This is a genomic window from Ruegeria sp. BC1 (assembly GCF_056539305.1).
This window is the reverse complement of record NZ_JBQFUT010000005.1, coordinates 25,380-43,129: the sequence shown is the minus strand read 5'-3', so window position 1 is coordinate 43,129 and position 17,750 is coordinate 25,380. Positions and strand designations below refer to the sequence as shown.

At 56.0% G+C, this 17,750-nt stretch carries 21 protein-coding genes; 15 read left to right on the top strand and 6 right to left on the bottom strand.

Features of this window, described 5'->3' with window-relative positions:
• Position 1 precedes the first annotated feature (1 nt).
• Both ACR0IY_RS12220 and ACR0IY_RS12215 read left to right on the top strand, forming a co-directional pair.
• Positions 2 to 979 (top strand): ABC transporter ATP-binding protein, encoded by a 978-nt coding sequence (locus tag ACR0IY_RS12220; RefSeq protein ID WP_480673629.1) that lies wholly within the window; start codon positions 2 to 4, stop codon positions 977 to 979.
• Positions 976 to 1,932 carry an ABC transporter ATP-binding protein gene (locus ACR0IY_RS12215; protein ID WP_480673627.1) on the top strand — a complete coding sequence of 319 codons (957 nt, stop codon included), beginning with the start codon at positions 976 to 978 and terminating at the stop codon, positions 1,930 to 1,932. The genes ACR0IY_RS12220 and ACR0IY_RS12215 overlap by 4 nt, the downstream gene beginning before the upstream one ends.
• Before the next feature lie 6 nt (positions 1,933 to 1,938).
• Here ACR0IY_RS12215 and ACR0IY_RS12210 read toward each other — a convergent pair whose 3' ends face one another.
• Positions 1,939 to 2,613, bottom strand: a complete 675-nt coding sequence (locus tag ACR0IY_RS12210) for a GntR family transcriptional regulator (RefSeq protein ID WP_480673625.1) — start codon at positions 2,611 to 2,613, stop codon at positions 1,939 to 1,941.
• A 378-nt stretch (positions 2,614 to 2,991) separates the two neighbouring features.
• Here ACR0IY_RS12210 and ACR0IY_RS12205 point away from each other — a divergent pair, with 378 nt between their 5' ends.
• The 8 genes from ACR0IY_RS12205 to ACR0IY_RS12170 all read left to right on the top strand — a co-directional run bounded on the left by ACR0IY_RS12205 (position 2,992) and on the right by ACR0IY_RS12170 (position 8,616).
• Positions 2,992 to 3,384: an iron-containing alcohol dehydrogenase gene (locus tag ACR0IY_RS12205; protein WP_480674041.1), complete on the top strand. Its 393-nt coding sequence runs from the start codon at positions 2,992 to 2,994 to the stop codon at positions 3,382 to 3,384.
• 170 nt (positions 3,385 to 3,554) lie between these two features.
• Positions 3,555 to 3,722 (top strand): hypothetical protein, encoded by a 168-nt coding sequence (locus ACR0IY_RS12200; protein WP_480673623.1) that lies wholly within the window; start codon positions 3,555 to 3,557, stop codon positions 3,720 to 3,722.
• A gap of 305 nt (positions 3,723 to 4,027) precedes the next feature.
• Positions 4,028 to 4,270, top strand: a complete 243-nt coding sequence (locus ACR0IY_RS12195) for an alkaline phosphatase family protein (RefSeq protein ID WP_480673621.1) — start codon at positions 4,028 to 4,030, stop codon at positions 4,268 to 4,270.
• 21 nt (positions 4,271 to 4,291) lie between these two features.
• Complete coding sequence (locus ACR0IY_RS12190) at positions 4,292 to 4,723, top strand: alkaline phosphatase family protein (protein ID WP_480673619.1); 432 nt, start codon at positions 4,292 to 4,294, stop codon at positions 4,721 to 4,723.
• 6 nt (positions 4,724 to 4,729) lie between these two features.
• Positions 4,730 to 5,197, top strand: a complete 468-nt coding sequence (locus ACR0IY_RS12185) for a hypothetical protein (protein WP_480673617.1) — start codon at positions 4,730 to 4,732, stop codon at positions 5,195 to 5,197.
• On the top strand, positions 5,184 to 5,462 hold the full coding sequence (locus ACR0IY_RS12180) for an aldehyde dehydrogenase family protein (protein WP_480673615.1): 279 nt from the start codon (positions 5,184 to 5,186) through the stop codon (positions 5,460 to 5,462). Before ACR0IY_RS12185 ends, ACR0IY_RS12180 begins: the two co-directional genes overlap by 14 nt.
• A gap of 649 nt (positions 5,463 to 6,111) precedes the next feature.
• Positions 6,112 to 6,756: a GNAT family N-acetyltransferase gene (locus tag ACR0IY_RS12175; protein ID WP_480673613.1), complete on the top strand. Its 645-nt coding sequence runs from the start codon at positions 6,112 to 6,114 to the stop codon at positions 6,754 to 6,756.
• Positions 6,757 to 6,846: 90 nt separating this feature from the next.
• Positions 6,847 to 8,616, top strand: a complete 1,770-nt coding sequence (locus ACR0IY_RS12170; RefSeq protein WP_480673611.1) for a tetratricopeptide repeat protein — start codon at positions 6,847 to 6,849, stop codon at positions 8,614 to 8,616.
• Positions 8,617 to 8,676: 60 nt separating this feature from the next.
• On the opposite strand, the gene ACR0IY_RS12165 is transcribed toward ACR0IY_RS12170, so the two are convergent.
• From ACR0IY_RS12165 to ACR0IY_RS12150, 4 genes are all read right to left on the bottom strand, one after another.
• Positions 8,677 to 9,249 carry a hypothetical protein gene (locus ACR0IY_RS12165; protein WP_480673609.1) on the bottom strand — a complete coding sequence of 191 codons (573 nt, stop codon included), beginning with the start codon at positions 9,247 to 9,249 and terminating at the stop codon, positions 8,677 to 8,679.
• 145 nt (positions 9,250 to 9,394) lie between these two features.
• Positions 9,395 to 10,690, bottom strand: a complete 1,296-nt coding sequence (locus ACR0IY_RS12160; RefSeq protein WP_480673607.1) for a gluzincin family metallopeptidase — start codon at positions 10,688 to 10,690, stop codon at positions 9,395 to 9,397.
• A gap of 39 nt (positions 10,691 to 10,729) precedes the next feature.
• Entirely contained in the window at positions 10,730 to 12,043 is a 1,314-nt protein-coding gene (locus tag ACR0IY_RS12155; RefSeq protein ID WP_480673605.1) for a TfuA-like protein, read from the bottom strand.
• On the bottom strand, positions 12,040 to 13,245 hold the full coding sequence (locus ACR0IY_RS12150) for a YcaO-like family protein (RefSeq protein WP_480673603.1): 1,206 nt from the start codon (positions 13,243 to 13,245) through the stop codon (positions 12,040 to 12,042). The genes ACR0IY_RS12155 and ACR0IY_RS12150 overlap by 4 nt, the downstream gene beginning before the upstream one ends.
• Before the next feature lie 193 nt (positions 13,246 to 13,438).
• Here ACR0IY_RS12150 and ACR0IY_RS12145 point away from each other — a divergent pair, with 193 nt between their 5' ends.
• The 5 genes from ACR0IY_RS12145 to ACR0IY_RS12125 all read left to right on the top strand — a co-directional run bounded on the left by ACR0IY_RS12145 (position 13,439) and on the right by ACR0IY_RS12125 (position 17,290).
• On the top strand, positions 13,439 to 14,053 hold the full coding sequence (locus ACR0IY_RS12145; RefSeq protein ID WP_480673601.1) for a DUF4178 domain-containing protein: 615 nt from the start codon (positions 13,439 to 13,441) through the stop codon (positions 14,051 to 14,053).
• Complete coding sequence (locus ACR0IY_RS12140; RefSeq protein ID WP_480673599.1) at positions 14,050 to 14,364, top strand: hypothetical protein; 315 nt, start codon at positions 14,050 to 14,052, stop codon at positions 14,362 to 14,364. Before ACR0IY_RS12145 ends, ACR0IY_RS12140 begins: the two co-directional genes overlap by 4 nt.
• A gap of 225 nt (positions 14,365 to 14,589) precedes the next feature.
• Positions 14,590 to 15,351, top strand: a complete 762-nt coding sequence (locus tag ACR0IY_RS12135; protein WP_480673597.1) for a hypothetical protein — start codon at positions 14,590 to 14,592, stop codon at positions 15,349 to 15,351.
• Positions 15,352 to 15,527: 176 nt separating this feature from the next.
• Positions 15,528 to 15,752 carry a DUF350 domain-containing protein gene (locus tag ACR0IY_RS12130; protein ID WP_480673595.1) on the top strand — a complete coding sequence of 75 codons (225 nt, stop codon included), beginning with the start codon at positions 15,528 to 15,530 and terminating at the stop codon, positions 15,750 to 15,752.
• Positions 15,749 to 17,290 carry a polyamine aminopropyltransferase gene (locus ACR0IY_RS12125; RefSeq protein ID WP_480673593.1) on the top strand — a complete coding sequence of 514 codons (1,542 nt, stop codon included), beginning with the start codon at positions 15,749 to 15,751 and terminating at the stop codon, positions 17,288 to 17,290. Before ACR0IY_RS12130 ends, ACR0IY_RS12125 begins: the two co-directional genes overlap by 4 nt.
• Here the strand turns inward: ACR0IY_RS12125 and speD are convergent.
• Complete coding sequence (gene speD / locus ACR0IY_RS12120) at positions 17,261 to 17,638, bottom strand: adenosylmethionine decarboxylase (protein WP_480673591.1); 378 nt, start codon at positions 17,636 to 17,638, stop codon at positions 17,261 to 17,263. The genes ACR0IY_RS12125 and speD overlap by 30 nt on opposite strands.
• Between the last annotated feature and the right edge of the window lie 112 nt (positions 17,639 to 17,750).

Below are 17,750 nucleotides of genomic sequence, written 5' to 3'. Positions count from 1 at the left end.
CATGAGCCTGTTGGACATCCGAAACCTCACCGTCGAATTCGCTACTGCCTCGGGGCAGTTCCGCGCCGTGGATGGCGTCGATCTTTCCGTCGACAAGGGCGAGCTTATGGCCATTGTGGGTGAAAGTGGCTCGGGCAAGTCCGTGTCGATGCTGGCGCTGATGGGGCTGTTGCCGTGGACAGCCACGATCACCGCGGATCAGCTGAGTTTCGAGGGCATTGACCTGACCAAAATCTCGGCCCGCGACCGCCGCAAGATCATCGGCAAGGACATCGCCATGATCTTTCAGGAGCCGATGTCGTCACTGAACCCCTGTTTCACTGTTGGTTTCCAGATCAAGGAAGCACTGCGAATCCACCTGGGCCTGAACCGCAAGGAGCGCCACCAACGGGCGATAGAGTTGTTCGATCAGGTTGGCATCCCGGCGCCGGAAAGTCGTCTGAACACCTTTCCGCACCAGATGTCGGGCGGGATGAACCAGCGCGTCATGATCGCGATGGCCATTGCCTGCACCCCCAAGTTACTGATTGCGGATGAGCCGACAACCGCCTTGGATGTGACCATTCAGGCGCAGATTTTGGACCTGCTGGTGCGGCTGCGTGACGAACAGGGGATGGGTCTTGTCCTAATCACCCACGACATGGGTGTGGTTGCGGAAACTGCGGAACGGGTGCAAGTTCAATATGCAGGCCAAAAGGTCGAGGAACAGCCGGTCAAAGACCTGTTCCGAACTCCACGCCACCCGTACACGTCCGCGTTGCTCAGCGCGCTTCCGGAACGGGCGACATCCAAAATGTTGCCCACTATTCCCGGTGTCGTACCAGGGCAGTTCGATCGGCCCAAAGGCTGCCTGTTCAGCCCCAGATGTCAATATGCGGACGACCTTTGCCGTTCTCTGCCACCAACGCCGCATAGCGCCGATTTTGGCAAAGCCCGCTGCCACTACGTTGAAAAGATAACCGCCGGAGAACTGGCATGACCGCCCCAATCGTTCAGGCCAACGCGCTGGCCAGATTCTATTCTGTCAAAGGCGGGTTGCTGTCGAAGCCGGCGACGGTCAAAGCTCTGTCCGGTGTGGATTTTGATCTGCAACCCGGCAAGACCTTGGCCATCGTTGGTGAGTCCGGCTGCGGAAAGTCGACGCTGGCCCGCGTCGTGACCATGATCGAGGAACCGACCTCGGGCAGCCTGACCATTGACGGGGTAGACATCACCCCGTCGAAATGGGCGCAAATGCGCGAGACGGTTCAGATCGTTTTTCAGGACCCTTACGGCTCGCTCAATCCACGCCAGCGGATCGGGCAGATTCTGCAAGAGCCGCTGATCATCAACCGCCCCAAGATGTCGGCAGCTGATCGCGAAGCCCGCGCACGTGAAATGATCGACCTTGTCGGCCTGCGTCCCGAACATTACGACCGCTATCCGCATATGTTTTCGGGGGGGCAACGTCAGCGGATCGCTATCGCCCGCGCGCTGATGTTGAACCCTAAGGTTCTTGTGCTGGACGAGCCGGTCTCGGCGCTGGATGTTTCGATCCAGTCGCAGATTCTAAACCTGCTTGTCGAGCTGCAGGAACGTCTGAACCTGGCCTACCTGTTCATTTCCCACGATTTGTCCGTGGTGAAGCACTTTGCCGATGACGTGATCGTTATGTATCTGGGCCGGGCAGTTGAAAAAGCGCCCAAGGAATTGCTGTTCGACGCACCCAGGCATCCCTATTCCAAAGCACTGTTGTCCACGACACCCCGCGCCGATCCAGAAGCCCGGAAAGAGCGGATCAAGCTGGAAGGCGAATTGCCATCACCGATGAACATTCCCAAAGGCTGCGCCTTTGCACAACGGTGCTGGCTGGCGACCGAGGAGTGCCGGGCCGCGCCTCCGGAATTGACTGGCGACCCCCATCAGGTTGCCTGTCTGCACCCGCTGGATTAACCTGGCCTAGTCCACTTTTCGGGTGGAGATGATCATCTCCAACAGCTGCTGCTTGGTGCGCTGGATATGCTTGGTCAGCAGGTCGCAGGCGTCCTTGGCGCGACCCGCGCGGGCCAGGGACAACAGTTCTCGGTGATCCTTCTTGGCGGGGTCGCGTTGCTCCATCACGCTTAGATGCATGCGGACATAGCGGTCGGATTGCACATTGACGCGCTGTAGAATTTCATTGGTCAATCCGCGGCCAGCCGCGGCGTACAGCGCCATGTGATATGCATTGTTCAGACTGCCCCAACGACCCACATCATAGGCGTCATAGGACTTTTCCATCTCGACCAGAATGCGTTCACATTCGGTATAGTTGGTTGTTGTCATCTGTGGGATCGCACGTTGAAACAGGTCCACTTCCAACAGAACACGTAAGTCAAAAATCTCGCCGATCTCGGACAGGGAATGCGTGGTGACGGCGGCGCCGCGATTGTTGGTCAGTTGCACTAACCCTTCTGCATCCAACCGTTTTAACGCTTCGCGGATCGGCATGCGTGACACGTCATAATCCTCGGCCAAGGCCTCCTGACGGATGGTCTCGCCTTCGGCCATTTCACCACTCAGAATCCGCTCGCGTAGATCGTTGGTGATAACATCCGGCAGGCTTTGTCGGGGGATCGCGCGGGTTCTGGGCATTCAGATGGTCTCGGGTGCTGGAAACTTGTATCCAAAATACAAAATGAGTGGCGGATTTCCAAGCCCTTTACCAGCAATGTTGTCATGAAGATTTTGATCAAGGGCCGTGAATTTACTTCGACCACACTATTGGTTACTTCAATAGTTTTTATGCAATCAATCTATTGGACCGATGAATAAATATTCGGCGGATTGCAGGCAATCATGTGCCTCTGCCACTCTAGTAAGACTACTTATGTGGGCATATTCCAATCCGGTCAGCACTCTACTTGGATCCGGGACCGTTCGCGAATTGCCACGGTTGATCGCTGACCGATCCTATACATTGGTGACCTACCGCTATGCGCGGTCTGAGGCGCTAACAGACAAGCTGGCTGAATAGCCGGACCTGCCTCGCTGATCATCGGTGATGTCGCGCCCAACCCGGATGTACATGCCGCCGCTGGAGGGGGTGTCGATAAAGTAGCTCTGTTTCTTGAGACCAAGTCAGGTGCCGAAACGCTATCATCCATTCCTATAATTGCTTTCCCTACAACGGCGGGTATAGGCAGCGAAGTGACCTGTTGGGCGACGGTCTGGCATGAGGAAAAGGGGCGGAAATACTCTCTGGCACGCCCCAGCCTCTACCCGGAAGCGGCGGTTTTTGATCCCGAGCTCATGGTGAACAAACCCTATGGGCTGACGCTGGCCACAGGGCTCGATACGCTTTCGCATGCACTGGAGAGTATCCGGAACATTAATGCCAATCCGATTTCGCCTGGCACGCAGTAGCTACCGCCAAACAGGTTTTGTACACGCTTCCCGTATTGCTCGGCGATCCGGGTAATCTGGATCTGCGCACCCGGATAGCAGAAGCGGCGCTAAGCGCGGGTTTGGCGTGTTCCAACAAATAGACCGCGATAGCGCATAACCTGTCCTACCCCATCACGCTGAAATGGGGTGTGCAGCACGGTATCGCGTGCCTATTCTCCCTGCCGGTCATCCTGCGGACTGTGGTCGGAATCGGCGGGTTTCGACAGAACGCGCTGCAAGACATATTTGGGCCGGAACTAATGGTGGGCTCGGAAGGTCTGGACAAGTTCCTAACCGACCTACGGGTCGCCACCTGATTTTCCGATTATGGGATATTTGACAGCTAGCGCCTAGACATCATCAATGAGGCCTTCGTCGGAGAGCGAGGCCAGAACTTTGCGGGAACGAAAGAGGCATTTCTGACCACTTTGGATAACACGCGAGCCTCATCTCCGAAAGTGGCTTGAATTCAACCCAACCTGACCTTTGGCACAGACATCATAACCAAGGGCCAAAAGATGACATTGCACGCCCCAATCACTGCAAATGAACGGGTTTACCTGCAACCCAAGGTTCTGCCATTGCGATTTATCTGGACGGGTGTGAGCCGGAGTATCTGGACGTGGCCATCGCCAAGAGGCTGATGCCGAGGTTTAAGCGAATACGGGAAACCGGAACCGACCGTCTGGCCTACTCGGTCATCCCGTCCTTTACCAACCCCAACAACTTGTCGATTGCGACCGATCACCCACCGATTGTGCGCGGAATTTGCGGCAACTACCTGATCGACCCGGACAGTGGTGAAGAAGGGATAGTGATTGACGTTCGCTTCCTGCGCGCGCCAACTTTTTTCTCTCAGTTTTAGGATGCAGGGTACCGCGTTGCCGTGGTCACGGCGAAAGACAAGCTGCGGGCCTTGCTGGGTGCGGGCCTGAAGTTTGACGAAGATCGCGCGGTTGCGTTTTCGTCTGAGCGGTCCGGTGAAACAACCAAAGCCGTACATGGCATCGACAACGCCAGCGAGTGGCTGGGCATGCCGGTCCCCGAGGTTTATTCGGCAGACCTTTCCGAGTTTGTATTCGCCGCCGGTGTCAAACTGCCGAGAGAATTCAAGCCGGATATCATGTATCTGTCGATCACCGACTACATCCAGCACACCTTCGCCCCTGATCAGCAGGGTGCGCTAGACTTTTATGCTATGTTCGAACGGAATCTTGCGCAACTGGATGAAATGGGCGCGGCCATTTTTGTCACGGCAGATCACGGTATGAAACCTAAACACCGTGCCGATGGATCGCCGAACGTGATCTATGTCTAGAATCTAGTGGATGACTGGCTGGGCAAAGGCGCTGCCCGCGTGATCCCGCCGATCACCGACCCCTGCGTGGTACATCACGGGGCGGTCGGTTCGTTTGCCACGGCTTGCCTGCCCGAAGGCGCGAACAAGGCTGACATCATGGCCAAATTGGATGCAATCGGCGACATGATACTTGTGGTCGACATGGAAGGGGCGATCCGGCGCTTTGAGTTGCCCGCCGACCGGATCGGGGACATCGCCATGATCTCGGGTGAGAACATGACCATCGGCACTTCGGCGGACCGGCATGATCTGGTGGCGCTGATAGAACCCCTGCGCAGCCATGGCGGCCTTACCGAACACAGGAAGTGCCCTTTTTCGTCAACCGCGTCGTCGACCTGGGCAATACGTCCGATCTGCGTAACTTTGCCTCCTTTTTCTATGCCACCACAGCGGCGGTGCAGTAACAATGGACGGGATCATGAGCACAACTGAAATTCGCAACGAAGGCATGCGCATTGGGGGCAGGTGGTTTCCACTGAAAAAGCTGTGCCCGTGCATTACCCCTATACCAATGAGGTCGTCGGAACGGTTCCCGCTGACGGCGCTGACGCTGGCAGATATTCTCTACGAAGCCTGGCTGCCGCCCGAGATGTTTCAGGTCGTCACCGGCTGGCGGCATGACATCGGCGATGAGATGATTTCGAACGAAAACATAGACATCATTGCCTTCACCGGCGGTGTTCCTGTGGGTAACTGATGGCCTCGAAGGCCGGGTAAAAGCGTCAAGCGCTGGAATTGGGTGGCAATGACCCCCTGATCATTTTGAATGAACTAAGCGATGACGATCTGGACAAGGCCGCTTCATTGATATCAGTGGCGATAACCCGAGCACCAAACTGGACCTCATCGGCGCTTTTAGAGCAAATGAAGGTTCCGCTATAGGTGTGGTGAAAGGGGTGCAGAATTTGGATGCAAATGGTCTGGTTATCGTCGATGACGACAGCGGAAATACACAGAAAGACGCAATCAACAACGGGTTGAGGGCAGGGCACCATCCAAGATTCTGTCGATATCGGTTATGAAACGGTCAAAGCGACTTTCGTCGCAATGAAAGACGAGGATGCCCCGGCACTGACCGACACCGGGGTCTACAATTTTGACACCGCAAACATAGATGACCCGAAAACCTTCGGCGACCCTTTACGGCTAAAGCACAATCCACTTACGGTTGTCTGGATGGACCAATTCCGGTGGGTCAGTCGCTGTTCCCGGTAGCTGTTTCTCCACCCGGCATGGGTGGTAGAATCGCCCTGCAAAGTCCGGTATTCCCGTTTCGTAATTTTGATGAATTTATGTTATCGTCCGAAAAGCATAATTTTTACCATTGATTGAAGGTAGTTTTTCCATTGCCAGACAAACCTCCCATCGTATTCAAGCTGCGACCCCTGGAAAAAGCGGATATTGAGGTTGTAACGCCTTGGTTTCAGGACATTGACGATCTGGCCCGCTTTGACCGAACGTCCCGGATGCCGTTTAATCTGGCCCAGACAGAAGACGTCTGGCGAGATGCTTTTGAGGCCAATGACAACAAGTGCAAGCACTGGTTCGTCGTCGAATCCGAAGACGGGCAAATTCTAGGGCTATCTGGCCTGGAGGCGATTTCACCGATAAACAGAGACGCGATTATCGCGATGTTCGTTGAGAAGTCAGCCCGACGCCTTGGTCTTGCCATTAGGGCGACCGCTTTGGTTGTCGATTTCGCCTTTCGCCAGCTGGGCCTGAACCGGCTGACATCCTATTACCGTGCCGACAACAACATCAGCCGCGACCTTGTGGCCCGGTTGGGATGTAAGGTCGAAGGAAACATGCGACAGGCCTGGTTCGCTGACGGTGCGTTTTACGACATGGTCGTCGTAGGTGTTCTCAAACAGGACTGGATGGAACTACGACAGGATCTAGCGAACGAGCTCGACCCCGGAACTATTGTTACATTTGGGCCGAATAGTTCCCCTGGCTGGTCTTGGCCACCGCAGGTTGATAAGTGTGACTAATGGGGATGGTTTTGCTTCCTAACTGCAAAAGCAAATTTTGCTGTAAGGTGACATCGGGTTCTTAGATAACCCGCTAGACGAGTAACGAATGTGAGCACCACGAGTTCAAATCTTTCGATAACGCAGAGGCTGGGCGCGGTTTTGTTTGCCGACGTCGTGGGCTATTCGCGTTTGATGAGCGAGAATGAGCTCGACACGTATAACGCACTGAAATCATTGCTATCTCAGCTTGAAGAAACGTGTGCCCGCTTCAATGGTCGGGTTGTCGAGGTTCGGGGTGACGGTATTCTGGCGCTGTTTGAAACCGCCACCAGCGCGGTGGAGTTTGGGGTGGAACTGCACCGTATCGCCAGCCAGCACAATCAGACGCGCAGTGACAACCAGCGAATCAACTTTCGCGCCGGCGTCCATCTGGGTGAAATTCTGATCGACGATCGCGGCATTCACGGCGACAACGTCAATATCGCAGCCCGGCTTCAGGAAATCGCTGAACCTGAAAGGGTTTACGTCAGCTCGGCCGTTTACGACCAGGTCTGCAACCGTCTGAGGTATGGCTATGAGTTTCTTGGGCCAAAGCACCTCAAGAACATTCTTTCCCCCGTGTCGATCTATTGTGTGCGCAGCGAGGTTGCGGGCGCTACTATGGCAGGGACAATGCGCCCGGACTTGCCCGGAGATATATTAGAGCGCCCGGACACACCTTCGGTGGCAGTTCTTCCTTTTAGCAGCCACGGAGGTGACGAGTCGGACAGCTGGATTGCCGAAGGCATGACAGACGACATCATCATGAACCTGTCCAAGTTCCGCAATCTGTTCGTTATCGCCCGGAACTCGTCCTTTTTCTTCAAGACGCAGACTATGCCTCCGAAAGAGGCCGCTCAAAAGCTGAACGTGCGCTATGTTGCTCGCGGCAGTGTGCGCCGGTCGGCAAGCCGTATTCGGATTACGGCGGAACTGATTGATGCAACCACAGAACGCACCATTTGGGGCGAACGGTTTGATCGCAAAATTGATGACATATTCGACATTCTGGACGAAGTGACGGAATGCATTGTGGCCGCAACTGCGGTGATGATCGAGTCACATGAAAAACAACGCATGATTCAAGCCATTCCGGCCGACCTTGAGGCGTATGGCTCGGTTCTTCAGGGCCAGTATCATATCTTCAAATACACACGGAACGATAATCGCAAAGCGCAGAACTTCTACCAAACTGCGCTAGAGCGAGACGAGCGCTATGCCCGTGCGGCGGCGGCGCTGTCGCGCACGTTGAATATCGATTGGCGCTATTCGTGGTCGGAAAACCCCACCGATGCGCTGGATCGGGCCTTGTCCTTTGCGCAACGCGCTATCGATCTGGATCCGACGGATGCGCGTGGATTCGGCGAATTGGGCTATGTGCATTTGTATCGCAAAGAACATGATGCAGCCTTGCAATCCTATAAGCGCGCGCTGGCGTTGAACCCAAATGATGCAGACATGCATTCGGATTTCGCTGACGCGTTGGCCCATTCCGGCGATAACGAAACGGCAATTACGCACCTTCAGCAAGCGATGCGCCTGAACCCCTATTTCCCGGATCAGTATTTGTGGCATCTGGGCGGGGCGTATTTCAATCTCAGGCGCTATGAGGACTCAATTGAGGCCGTCAACAAGATGAACAACCCGACGGAGGGGCAACGTTTGTTGGCGGCAAGCTATGCGCAGCTTGGCCAAACAGACCTTGCCCGTCAAATAGCGGACAAGCATCGGGTCGCACACCCGAACTTTTCTCTGGCACGTTGGGAAACTGTTCAACCGGACAAGCTGGAAGAAGACACACAGCATTTTGTTGAAGGTTTGAAAAAGGCAGGGTTCTGAAAGAAGCAGGCCCTGCTGAGACAGGGCCTGTTGCGAACTTATCCTGGTATAAATCCAGCGTCAGTCTTCTGAGCCCCGCGCACGAGCACCGCTGACTCTGGCTCCGCTGACACGGGCACCACTCACGCGGGCCCCGCTGACGCGGGCACCACTTACGCGTGCGCCACTGACACGGGCACCGCTTACGCCCGGGCCATCGCCCAGACAGACATCCAACAACACTTGTTCGAACTGGCCGGTCATAACGTCCATACGCATGGTTTGATCGGCTTTGTCATACCGCCAGACCCTGATATCGTCGGCCATTTGATAGTCCGCGGCGGCCACACCGCCCAAGCTGGGCTCTTGCGGTGCTCTGGATGCATGGTTGGGTGGTTCATTTGTTTTGGCAACTTCTTCACCTTTGCCATGCACCATAAAAATCACTGGCTCAGGAAGGTCATAGTAGGCGCCCTCAAAGGCGAAGCCGTAAATCTTTGCGAACACCGGTTTTTCGTTACCCGGAACCGCAAATTGTTTGTCCAAATGTTTGTTGTCACCCTTACCGCCTTTTGGAACGCGGGTGTAACTCAAATCCGATAATTCACGTCCGTAAATCAGCACTTCAGAAAAACTGAGCAATGTCTCTGCCATAAACTCATCTCCCAACTGCGGGTCCAGCAGCCTGGCAACCGAACCCCCCTCAATACAACCCGGTTGAATGCCGGGTCAGGAAATCCAAAAAATCATCCCGTTTCTAGATGCCATAAAACCACTTCAAAATAAAGGATTTTACACGTTACCCGGGCACCTGTGTCCGAACTGAATGCGAATGGCTGTCCCCTTCGGGATCGGGCAGGCGCGGCCCTGCGGTCGTTAGGCCAATGTCCCGCATGCGAAAGTTGCCCTCGATTATATTGATAAATGCGCCACCGGTGATTTCCTGGTCCACCGCAAGCAGGGCCTTTTCCACCCCGAAATAGCTCAGCATGTCGGCGTCCAGCATTTCCCACGCATCGGCCAGATAGGTGCCCAGAAAATCACGCGCCTCAAGCAGTGCGATGCGGAAACCTTCGGGGTTTTCAGCATATCGATTGTCGAATATGCGCTGCATCACCTCGCTGTACTCCGGCGAGTCTTCCAGTTTGTCCGACAGGTCCTCTTCCTCTGGTGAGATAAGCCCGTGCACCAGAAGGCGCTCGTGATAGATATCGATAAAAATGTCGAACATAGCACCAGTCAATGGTTCCGACAGGGCGTGTTCACTGGACCATCCAGCAGCGAATTCTGATAGGGTTCGATTGTTTGTCGCAATCCGGATCTGCGCATTTTCCGACAATTCGGCAAACCGGCTGAGGCGGTTGAACGTGTAAAGATTACCGCGAGTGTTCTCGAGCAGATCCTCAACAACCGATCCGAAATGTAACGAGGCAAGCAAGGCCACCAGATCAGCGGCCGATTCATGAAACCCGTAGTATTCGCCCGACGCATCCCCATCCGAGGGTATGCCGATCACGCTGTAGATTATGGCATGTCCGATCTCATGCGCGACCACGTCGAAGTTCAGGCTGTAGGGGCGATATTCATTGCCGTGTTCATGTGTGCCGCCGGTTTCCAGGAACCCCCAGCCGATATGCGCGTTATCAAGGCTGGGCAGCAAGGACAGCTCCAGCCGGTCAAAATCACGAGCAAAATGCCAGGGGATCGGGCGGTCGAAATAGCCCTGCCAGACGTCCATAGTGAAGTGGGCCGAGCCAAACAGATGGGCCGCTTCAAATGCGGGATCGGTCGGGTCGATATGGATGAAATTACCAAACTCGTCCGGAACGGCGGGTGGCTGAACGTAACCGTCCCATGGGGGTAGGTACATTCCCGGCCCGTCTGGCCCCGGCACAATGGCCCCGTACGGGGTGGTTTTTCCGACCGGATTGACGGTGTACATGCGCGGCCCGGATGGACCCGGTCCGATGCTACCTTGTGGTGCAGAAACCTCGACCAATTCAAGTTGTGCATTAGGTTCGAGAAACGGAGATTGCGGATACAGCAGGAAACGGGTGCCCGGTTCCTCTTCTTCGATCTGTTCGGATACATTCATAAAACGCCCTCCCGTACCGCGCCCGAAGAACCTTTCCAGCTAGCTGGAGGGGTCTTCCGGGTCGGCGCCCCTATGGCAAAATAAAAACTCGGCTTCTATCAGTTCATTAAACGCGTCCCGCCCGGTCAGACCAAGCGACACTGCGTAAGAGTCAAGATCATCAGGCACCCCCTGGTCAAGGCGAGTTTCAAAATACCACAACAGCGCCCTAAGACGATCAACTCCGGTCGTGAACTTGGGCATCGCGTGTTTTGCCTTGCTGGATGCTCGGCTTCGCAAGTCCGCGTACAGGTCCAAACGACGCAATTCCGACACCAATTGTGCCTCCAGTCGATCCGCGCGGGCCGTGACGGCCGCATCAACATGAGCGGCGTCCGTTAGCATTGCCTCATAGGTTTCTGCAGTTAGGTCATTCGCGTCGATCCATTCCATCAGTTCCGACCGCAGCGTCAAACCAGAATTGGTCCGGTGATCCTCCATCTGCCTGACCAGTTCGGCTCGCTCAGGGGTTCGCCCCTGCCTCATGGCGTCTTCCTGCGACAACAGGGCGAGAGCGGCGCGATCTCGTATTTCGCTGAACAACGTCGGGTTCAAACGCAATTCATCAACAACGGCGCGATCTGCGGCGGGTTTTTGACCATCGACACGCGCGCATAGGGCTTTCCACATCAACGTGGGTTCGGTGCGCACGGCTTCCAACGGGGGCAGGGGGGCACAACCGAGGTGTTCGGCCATACGTGTCAACATGGCGCGGGCGTCTTCGGCCTTGGCGTCGATGCGCTCATTGGGCAACCATTCCTCAAACTCTGAAATTTCCGGCAACGCCTGCATCGCGCCCACAATATCTGGCCAGACACGCTGACGGTAGTTTATCGCCTTAGCGTGTTGCAGCAGACGAGCGGCTGAATCAGCAGAAAGGACGCCCACTTTCTCGGCTTTGTCCACAGTCGCCCGAACCGACACCATTGGTTCGCTCAGCGGCTGAAACCCCAACTCGGCGGGGCTGTGCAACACTGCGACTTCATCGTCGTCGTGTAGAACGCCGTTTAGGTAGTCTTCGAAGATACGCCCAACACCGATCATGCCAAAATCGGCCAGTTCAGCCGCACGCAGAGCGCCCATACTGGCACTGCCAAACACCGGAATTCCCTGTTCCATCGCCCACAGAATTTCTTTGTGCCAGACCGAGGGTACCCCTTCGAAAAACCCGTCAATAATCCCAATCGCATCGGGTTGGTCACGCGCAACGCGATAGACGTCACCTTGCTGTACGGGTGGCAGGATCGTGGCATTCAGGCAGGCCGAGACTGCATCCGGCGCAAGGGTTGGCCCCACAAAAATCACTGCCGTCATGAGAGCCCTTCCGCAATCGACTGAGCCCGTGGGCCGGGAATAAAATCCGGTTCATCATGTGGCGCCTCAAGCCCGGGAATAACCGCGCGGACCACTGCAATGTCAAACCGGGGACGGGACAGGTCGACTGTTACAACCTGAGGGACGCCCATGGCCGCAAGCCGCTGCATGAGCAAGGACAAATCGTCTTCGAATGACGCGGTCACATATGAAGGGCAATCACCGAACTTCTGATCTGCCGCGGTGCCGTCGATCAGATCACGCACAAAGCGGCCCCTTTCCGACTTGGCCGCATCGGTGAACTCGGCTGGGTCGAGGTCGTCCCGCGCGCCCGAGATATAGGTCAGACGCGTCTGGGCCGCCTCGGTCAGCGCCCGCAACAGAGCAATAGCGCGATCAGGGTGGCACCCGTCCCCGATACCGATATGGCCGGGTTGCCCGCCAGCCTCGCAGATCACGCAGCGAAAACTGGCAATTCCGACATCCGAGGTTGTATTCCACAGCCCGATCTCAAGCCCGGCAGACTCAATCATCTCGATGGCCTGACGGCACCGGGTATCGTCGACGCTATCGGGATCAAGGCGTGGGCTTCCGGGTCGATGATGCCAAAGGGTTGTGGCGTCTCGTTCGATCAGTTCACAGATCGCGTGACAGCTCGCCTCGGACAGGTTGTTGCCCGACGCAAGCCCATTCGTAGTGCGGGGAAAAGCCGCCTGCCCACCCACGGGGGCCGAAGTGTAATCGGTATCGACCATCTCTAACGGAACCCAGCACGCTTGCCCCGCAGCCAGATCGTGCCCCTGGACCCACAGCATATTGGCATGCGGATCAAAGCGCCCGCCGGTTACCTGCGGCAACCGCATGACATCCACAACAGCGGCCTCCTCGGCGAGCTCGGCATATCTGGCCAGCCGCTGCGGCAACTGTACCCGCTCTGAATGCCAGGACTCGATCGCTTCCATCACACCAGACGCCTCTGCCGCTGGCAGTGACAACCCTTTCCCAAGCGATACTGCCACCGAGCGAGAATTGGGGCGTGCCACCATAACCGTCGGTAGTCCGACACGGTCCAGCCCGGTCAGATTGGCAATCCGAGTTATACCCATCTCCTTCAAAAACGGCTTTACGATCTTGAGGGTCTGTTCAGGATCACGCAGTCTGTGCGTATCCAGCACATATTGCTTCTGCGATACATCGGACATAATGCGGGCCTTGCCAATCATTCAAGCAAATGACCGCGACGTGAAAATAAATGCGCCGGGTCAGTCTGTTACAGGGCAGGATGATGGATCAAACCCTTTCGGTCAACCTCGCGACTGAAGGCCGTCTGGGATAAATTTGGCGATCCGCTCAATCACAGCTTGAATTTTGCACGGCTATGGGTGACCTGAAGGCATGAAGGAATTTAATTGCCCAAATTGCGGGTCTTTATGCCCTCTTACGTTGAACTCAGCCAAGGTGGTAGCCTGCGCCTCGTGCGATACCACGCTGTTTCTGAAGGACGATCACGTCACACACGCTGGAAAACAGGGTGTGATGCATGACGCGCCGCTGCTTTTTGGTCTTGGTGACTCCGTTGAATTGCGATCGAGAACCTTCCTAATCGTCGGGCATGCGCGCTTTTCCTATGGCCGAGGGTTCTGGGATGAGTTTTGCGGAGTGTCCCCGCACGGGGCAATCTCATGGATATCTGTCGATGAAGGCGATGTGGTCGAACAAAACCGCATCTCGACTGATCAGATGCCGCAGGTCAAACCCCCGTTCAAACCCGGAGAGACGCTGGACTTTGCCGGCACCACCTATACCGTCACCGAAGTGGAACAAGCCGAATGCATCGCTCTGCGCGGCCAGTTCGACGAAGAGTTGAACGTCGGCGAGACCTATGAGTTCATGAACGCTTCGGCACAAGGAAACGTTCTGTTGTCCGGCGAGTTTTGGGGCGAAAACACGTCCTGGTACGAGGGACGCTGGAACGACCCGTTCAGCGTAAAAGTCCACCAGCCCGCATGACACGAACACCCGAGCTTTCATCGATCAACTGTACGTCCTGCGGCGCCGGGCTTGATGTTCTGGGCGGGGGTCGTGTCGTGGTGCAGATCTGCCCTTATTGCGGGTCCGAGTTAGATGCGCAGGACAACTATAAGGTCTTGCGCACATTCACCGATCAAAAGCGGCCCCAGACGCCTCTGTCGATCGGCATGCGCGGGGTGTTGTATGATGTCGAATTCGTCATCATCGGCTTGATTGAACACACCGAACGATGGGCGGGTCGCAATTTTACCTGGATTGATCATCAACTCTATTCCCCGACCCATGGCTAAGCGTGGCTGACGCTGGAAAACGGTCATCTGGTATTTTCCCGGCGCTACCGCGGCGAGGGCTGGATATCCGAACGCTGGGTCGAAACAGCGGATAATCCGCCTTCTGTCAGGACAAGCAATGGCACGTACCGCTATTACGAGACGACCACCAGCACGATCACCTATGTCGAAGGCGAGTTTACCTGGAGCCCGAAAAAGGGTGAACGAACGGTAACGGTGTCTGCGATGTCCGACACGGCAATGCTCGGGTTTTCACAAACAGGAACCGAGCGCGAGGCTTATCGCTCGATCTATGTAACCTCAAAAGAGGCCGAGGTTGCTTTTGGGGCAAAGCTGGACCTCAGACCCCATCGCGTTCATCCGTTGCAGCCGTTTGTGGCGGGGCGGAATTACAAATTTTTGCAATTCAGCTCTCTGGCGTTTGCCGTCCTGTGTCTGCTCATGGCCGCCATATTCTCTTCGCGGCCAGGTCACGAGGTGCTGCGCAATCAAAAAATCGGCGCGGTTGATTTGCCAGTAGAATTGGCCATCCCGCTGCAGGCCGACAGCAACCTGACGGCGATCTCTCTGCGCGGAGATGTGAACAACAGCTGGGTCTACCTGGATATAGAGCTGACAGACCCCGACGATCAACCAGTGTTCGAGGCCGGGCGTACGATCGAGGTTTATTCCGGCCGCGATTCAGACGGCAGCTGGCGCGAGGGGTCATCGCTGACCCGTATAGTCTTCCGCTCCGAGAGTACCGGATCGTATACGCTGACAATCACAGCCCCCGAACAAGGCCTGTGGCGTGGAAAAGGGGTCGGGGTCGTGCCGGATCAACCCTTCTCGCGCCTGACGGTCGACGTGAAGTCTGGTCTGTCCAGTGGCAAATGGCTGGTTTTTCTGGGCGTCGCATTCGGAGTGTTGTTCGGGATTCAGTTCGGACGTAAAGCACTGCATCAAAAGGCGCGCTGGTCCGGGTCTGACTGGGTAGACGAGGATTAACGTGACAGCCTTCAGAATCGCCTTCCTTCTCATCTCAACGGCCGCCGTAGCTGCCACAGGGTACGTATCTTATCACGGATACGGCTCGGAGAGCGACGATCTGGACAGGTCCGTTCGCGTCGGCAGTGACGGCGGCGGGTATTATCGATCAAATCGCGTAAAATAGCGGGGAACCTATGGACTATCTGGCAGCAATTCAGATCGCGGAAATCATCAGCACCATTTTCTACACTTTCCTCGGCGTTTCGCTGATGTGGATAGTCTGGAAGGTCATCGACTGGTTGACGCCATTTTCGATTGTCCGGGAAATCGAGCATGATCAGAACATCGCACTGGCCATCCTGATCGGGCTGCTCTTTGTATCTGTATCGATCATCATTGCGGCAGTCATCTTGTCATGACCCCATCAAGCGCGGTTGAGGCACGCTCGGCGTGGTTGCTGGCCGCGACATTTCTGGTCGCCATCGCAGGGCTGATCTACGAATTGATCGCGGCGACTCTGTCTAGCTATCTGCTGGGCGACTCGGTGCGCCAGTTTTCGTTGGTCATAGGGATATTTCTGTCGGCCATGGGAGTTGGGGCGTGGATGTCGCGCTTTGTCACACAGGCCTTTTCCGGATTTGTGTGGGCACAAATCCTGCTGGGCATCATTGGCGGCTTCATGGCTCCGGTGCTGTTTCTGAACTACGCGTGGATGGGTCATGTCGCGACCCCGCTCTACGCCGCGCTGATCACCGTCGGTGTGCTGTCCGGGATGGAAATCCCTCTTATTGCCCGGGTTCTGGAACAGATCGGAGCATCGAAGTTTCGCTTTGAAAATGTGTTGAGCGTTGATTATGTGGGCGCTCTTGTGGCCTCGCTAGCCTTTCCTTTGCTGGTGATCCCACATCTGGGGTTGATGTCGGCCAGCCTAGCTTTCGGAGGGTTGAATCTGGCAGTGGCCGGAATGTCGCTGCTGTTGTTTCGGCACTGGGCCACCCGCTTGCAGGTCGTGATCTGGGCACTGGCCTTTGCAGCGACCATGGTGGCGTTGTGGCACTCAGAAAAGCTGGTCTCGGTGACCGAAGCTGAACTGTTCGAGGATGACGTAATCCTCTCGGAGGCGACGCCGTATCAGCAGATCACGGTTACCCGCTATCGCGACCGGGTGCGTCTCTTTCTGGATCATTCGATACAGTTCGACACTCTGGATGAGCACCGCTATCACGAACCGCTGGTGCACCCGGCAATGGCGCTGGCACCTCGGCGCGCCAACATTTTGGTTCTGGGTGGGGGCGACGGCATGGCTGTACGTGAAGTGCTGCGCTATCCCGAGGTCGAAATCGTGATGCTGGTAGATCTTGACCCGCGTGTTACCGAAATTTTCCGCGATCACCCGAACCTTTCGGCGCTGAACGGATACGCTCTATCCGATCCGCGTGTCACCGTAATCAATGATGACGCCTGGAAGTTTCTGGAAGGCGATAACCAGATATATGACCTTGTTATTATCGATCTGCCGGATCCCAAATCCATTGCGCTGTCTCGGCTCTACACCCGGCAGTTTTATGGTCTGGTTGCCGAGCGTCTGAGCGGGCAGGGGCTGTTGGTGACTCAAGCTGGTTCGCCTTTTTTCGCGCGTCAGGCCTATTGGTCAGTGGTCAAAACGTTAGAGAGCAGCCGAAACCCGCAAAATCCGGGGCAGGGGATGCAAACGGTGCCTTATCACAGTTATGTACCCAGCTTTGGGGAATGGGGTTTCGTGCTGGCATCGCCCGAGCCGCTGCAGGGCCGGGCGTTAAGGTTGCCGGAAACACTAAGCTATCTGACGAACGAAGTCTGGCAGGCGGCACAGGTGTTTGGCGCGGACATGGATCGCGTTGCGGCGCGGCCAAATACACTACAAACACATGTATTGGCAGGGTACTACCTAGACGGGTGGGATTATTGGTTCCGTTGACCCCCGGCTGACGCGCGTGACCGCGACCCGATCTGGGCGCAGGTCCTGTTTCAGCGCCGCTGCGGCCTTGTCGGGCCGGGCGCTACCGCACATGAATATGTCGATGGCTGCATAGCCTTTCTCGGGCCATGTGTGGATCGAGATATGCGACTCGGCCAGCAGCAGAACCCCGGTCACCCCGCCGTGGCCGCCGAACTTATGCAGGTTACACATCAGTACAGTTGCCCCGGCGGCCTTGGCGGCGCGTCTCAGGGCGGTTTCGATCCGCGCCGCGTTATCAAGCGCTTCACCGCCAAAATGATCTACAAGTAAATGAGTACCCATTGCAGGGGTGGTGCTGATGTCCATGTTTTGCACTTACCGGCAATCCAAAGGAATGAAAAGTCGCCGGACAGGTGCGCGCAGATGGTCTATTGAAACTCTCGCAGAATTAGTATACCGCCGCATACAAATGGTTGCC

Excerpts from the sequence above, each read along its gene's own strand:
- ACR0IY_RS12165 (WP_480673609.1), bottom strand. The coding sequence starts at position 9,249 with ATGGCAGAGACATTGCTCAGTTTTTCTGAAGTGCTGATTTACGGACGT.
- ACR0IY_RS12160 (WP_480673607.1), bottom strand. The coding sequence starts at position 10,690 with ATGAATGTATCCGAACAGATCGAAGAAGAGGAACCGGGCACCCGTTTC.
- ACR0IY_RS12220 (WP_480673629.1), top strand. The coding sequence starts at position 2 with ATGAGCCTGTTGGACATCCGAAACCTCACCGTCGAATTCGCTACTGCC.
- ACR0IY_RS12210 (WP_480673625.1), bottom strand. The coding sequence starts at position 2,613 with ATGCCCAGAACCCGCGCGATCCCCCGACAAAGCCTGCCGGATGTTATC.
- ACR0IY_RS12125 (WP_480673593.1), top strand. The coding sequence starts at position 15,749 with ATGACCCCATCAAGCGCGGTTGAGGCACGCTCGGCGTGGTTGCTGGCC.
- ACR0IY_RS12140 (WP_480673599.1), top strand. The coding sequence starts at position 14,050 with ATGACACGAACACCCGAGCTTTCATCGATCAACTGTACGTCCTGCGGC.
- ACR0IY_RS12130 (WP_480673595.1), top strand. The coding sequence starts at position 15,528 with ATGGACTATCTGGCAGCAATTCAGATCGCGGAAATCATCAGCACCATT.
- ACR0IY_RS12150 (WP_480673603.1), bottom strand. The coding sequence starts at position 13,245 with ATGTCCGATGTATCGCAGAAGCAATATGTGCTGGATACGCACAGACTG.
- ACR0IY_RS12180 (WP_480673615.1), top strand. The coding sequence starts at position 5,184 with ATGAGCACAACTGAAATTCGCAACGAAGGCATGCGCATTGGGGGCAGG.
- ACR0IY_RS12155 (WP_480673605.1), bottom strand. The coding sequence starts at position 12,043 with ATGACGGCAGTGATTTTTGTGGGGCCAACCCTTGCGCCGGATGCAGTC.
- speD (WP_480673591.1), bottom strand. The coding sequence starts at position 17,638 with ATGGACATCAGCACCACCCCTGCAATGGGTACTCATTTACTTGTAGAT.
- ACR0IY_RS12215 (WP_480673627.1), top strand. The coding sequence starts at position 976 with ATGACCGCCCCAATCGTTCAGGCCAACGCGCTGGCCAGATTCTATTCT.
- ACR0IY_RS12135 (WP_480673597.1), top strand. The coding sequence starts at position 14,590 with ATGTCCGACACGGCAATGCTCGGGTTTTCACAAACAGGAACCGAGCGC.
- ACR0IY_RS12145 (WP_480673601.1), top strand. The coding sequence starts at position 13,439 with ATGAAGGAATTTAATTGCCCAAATTGCGGGTCTTTATGCCCTCTTACG.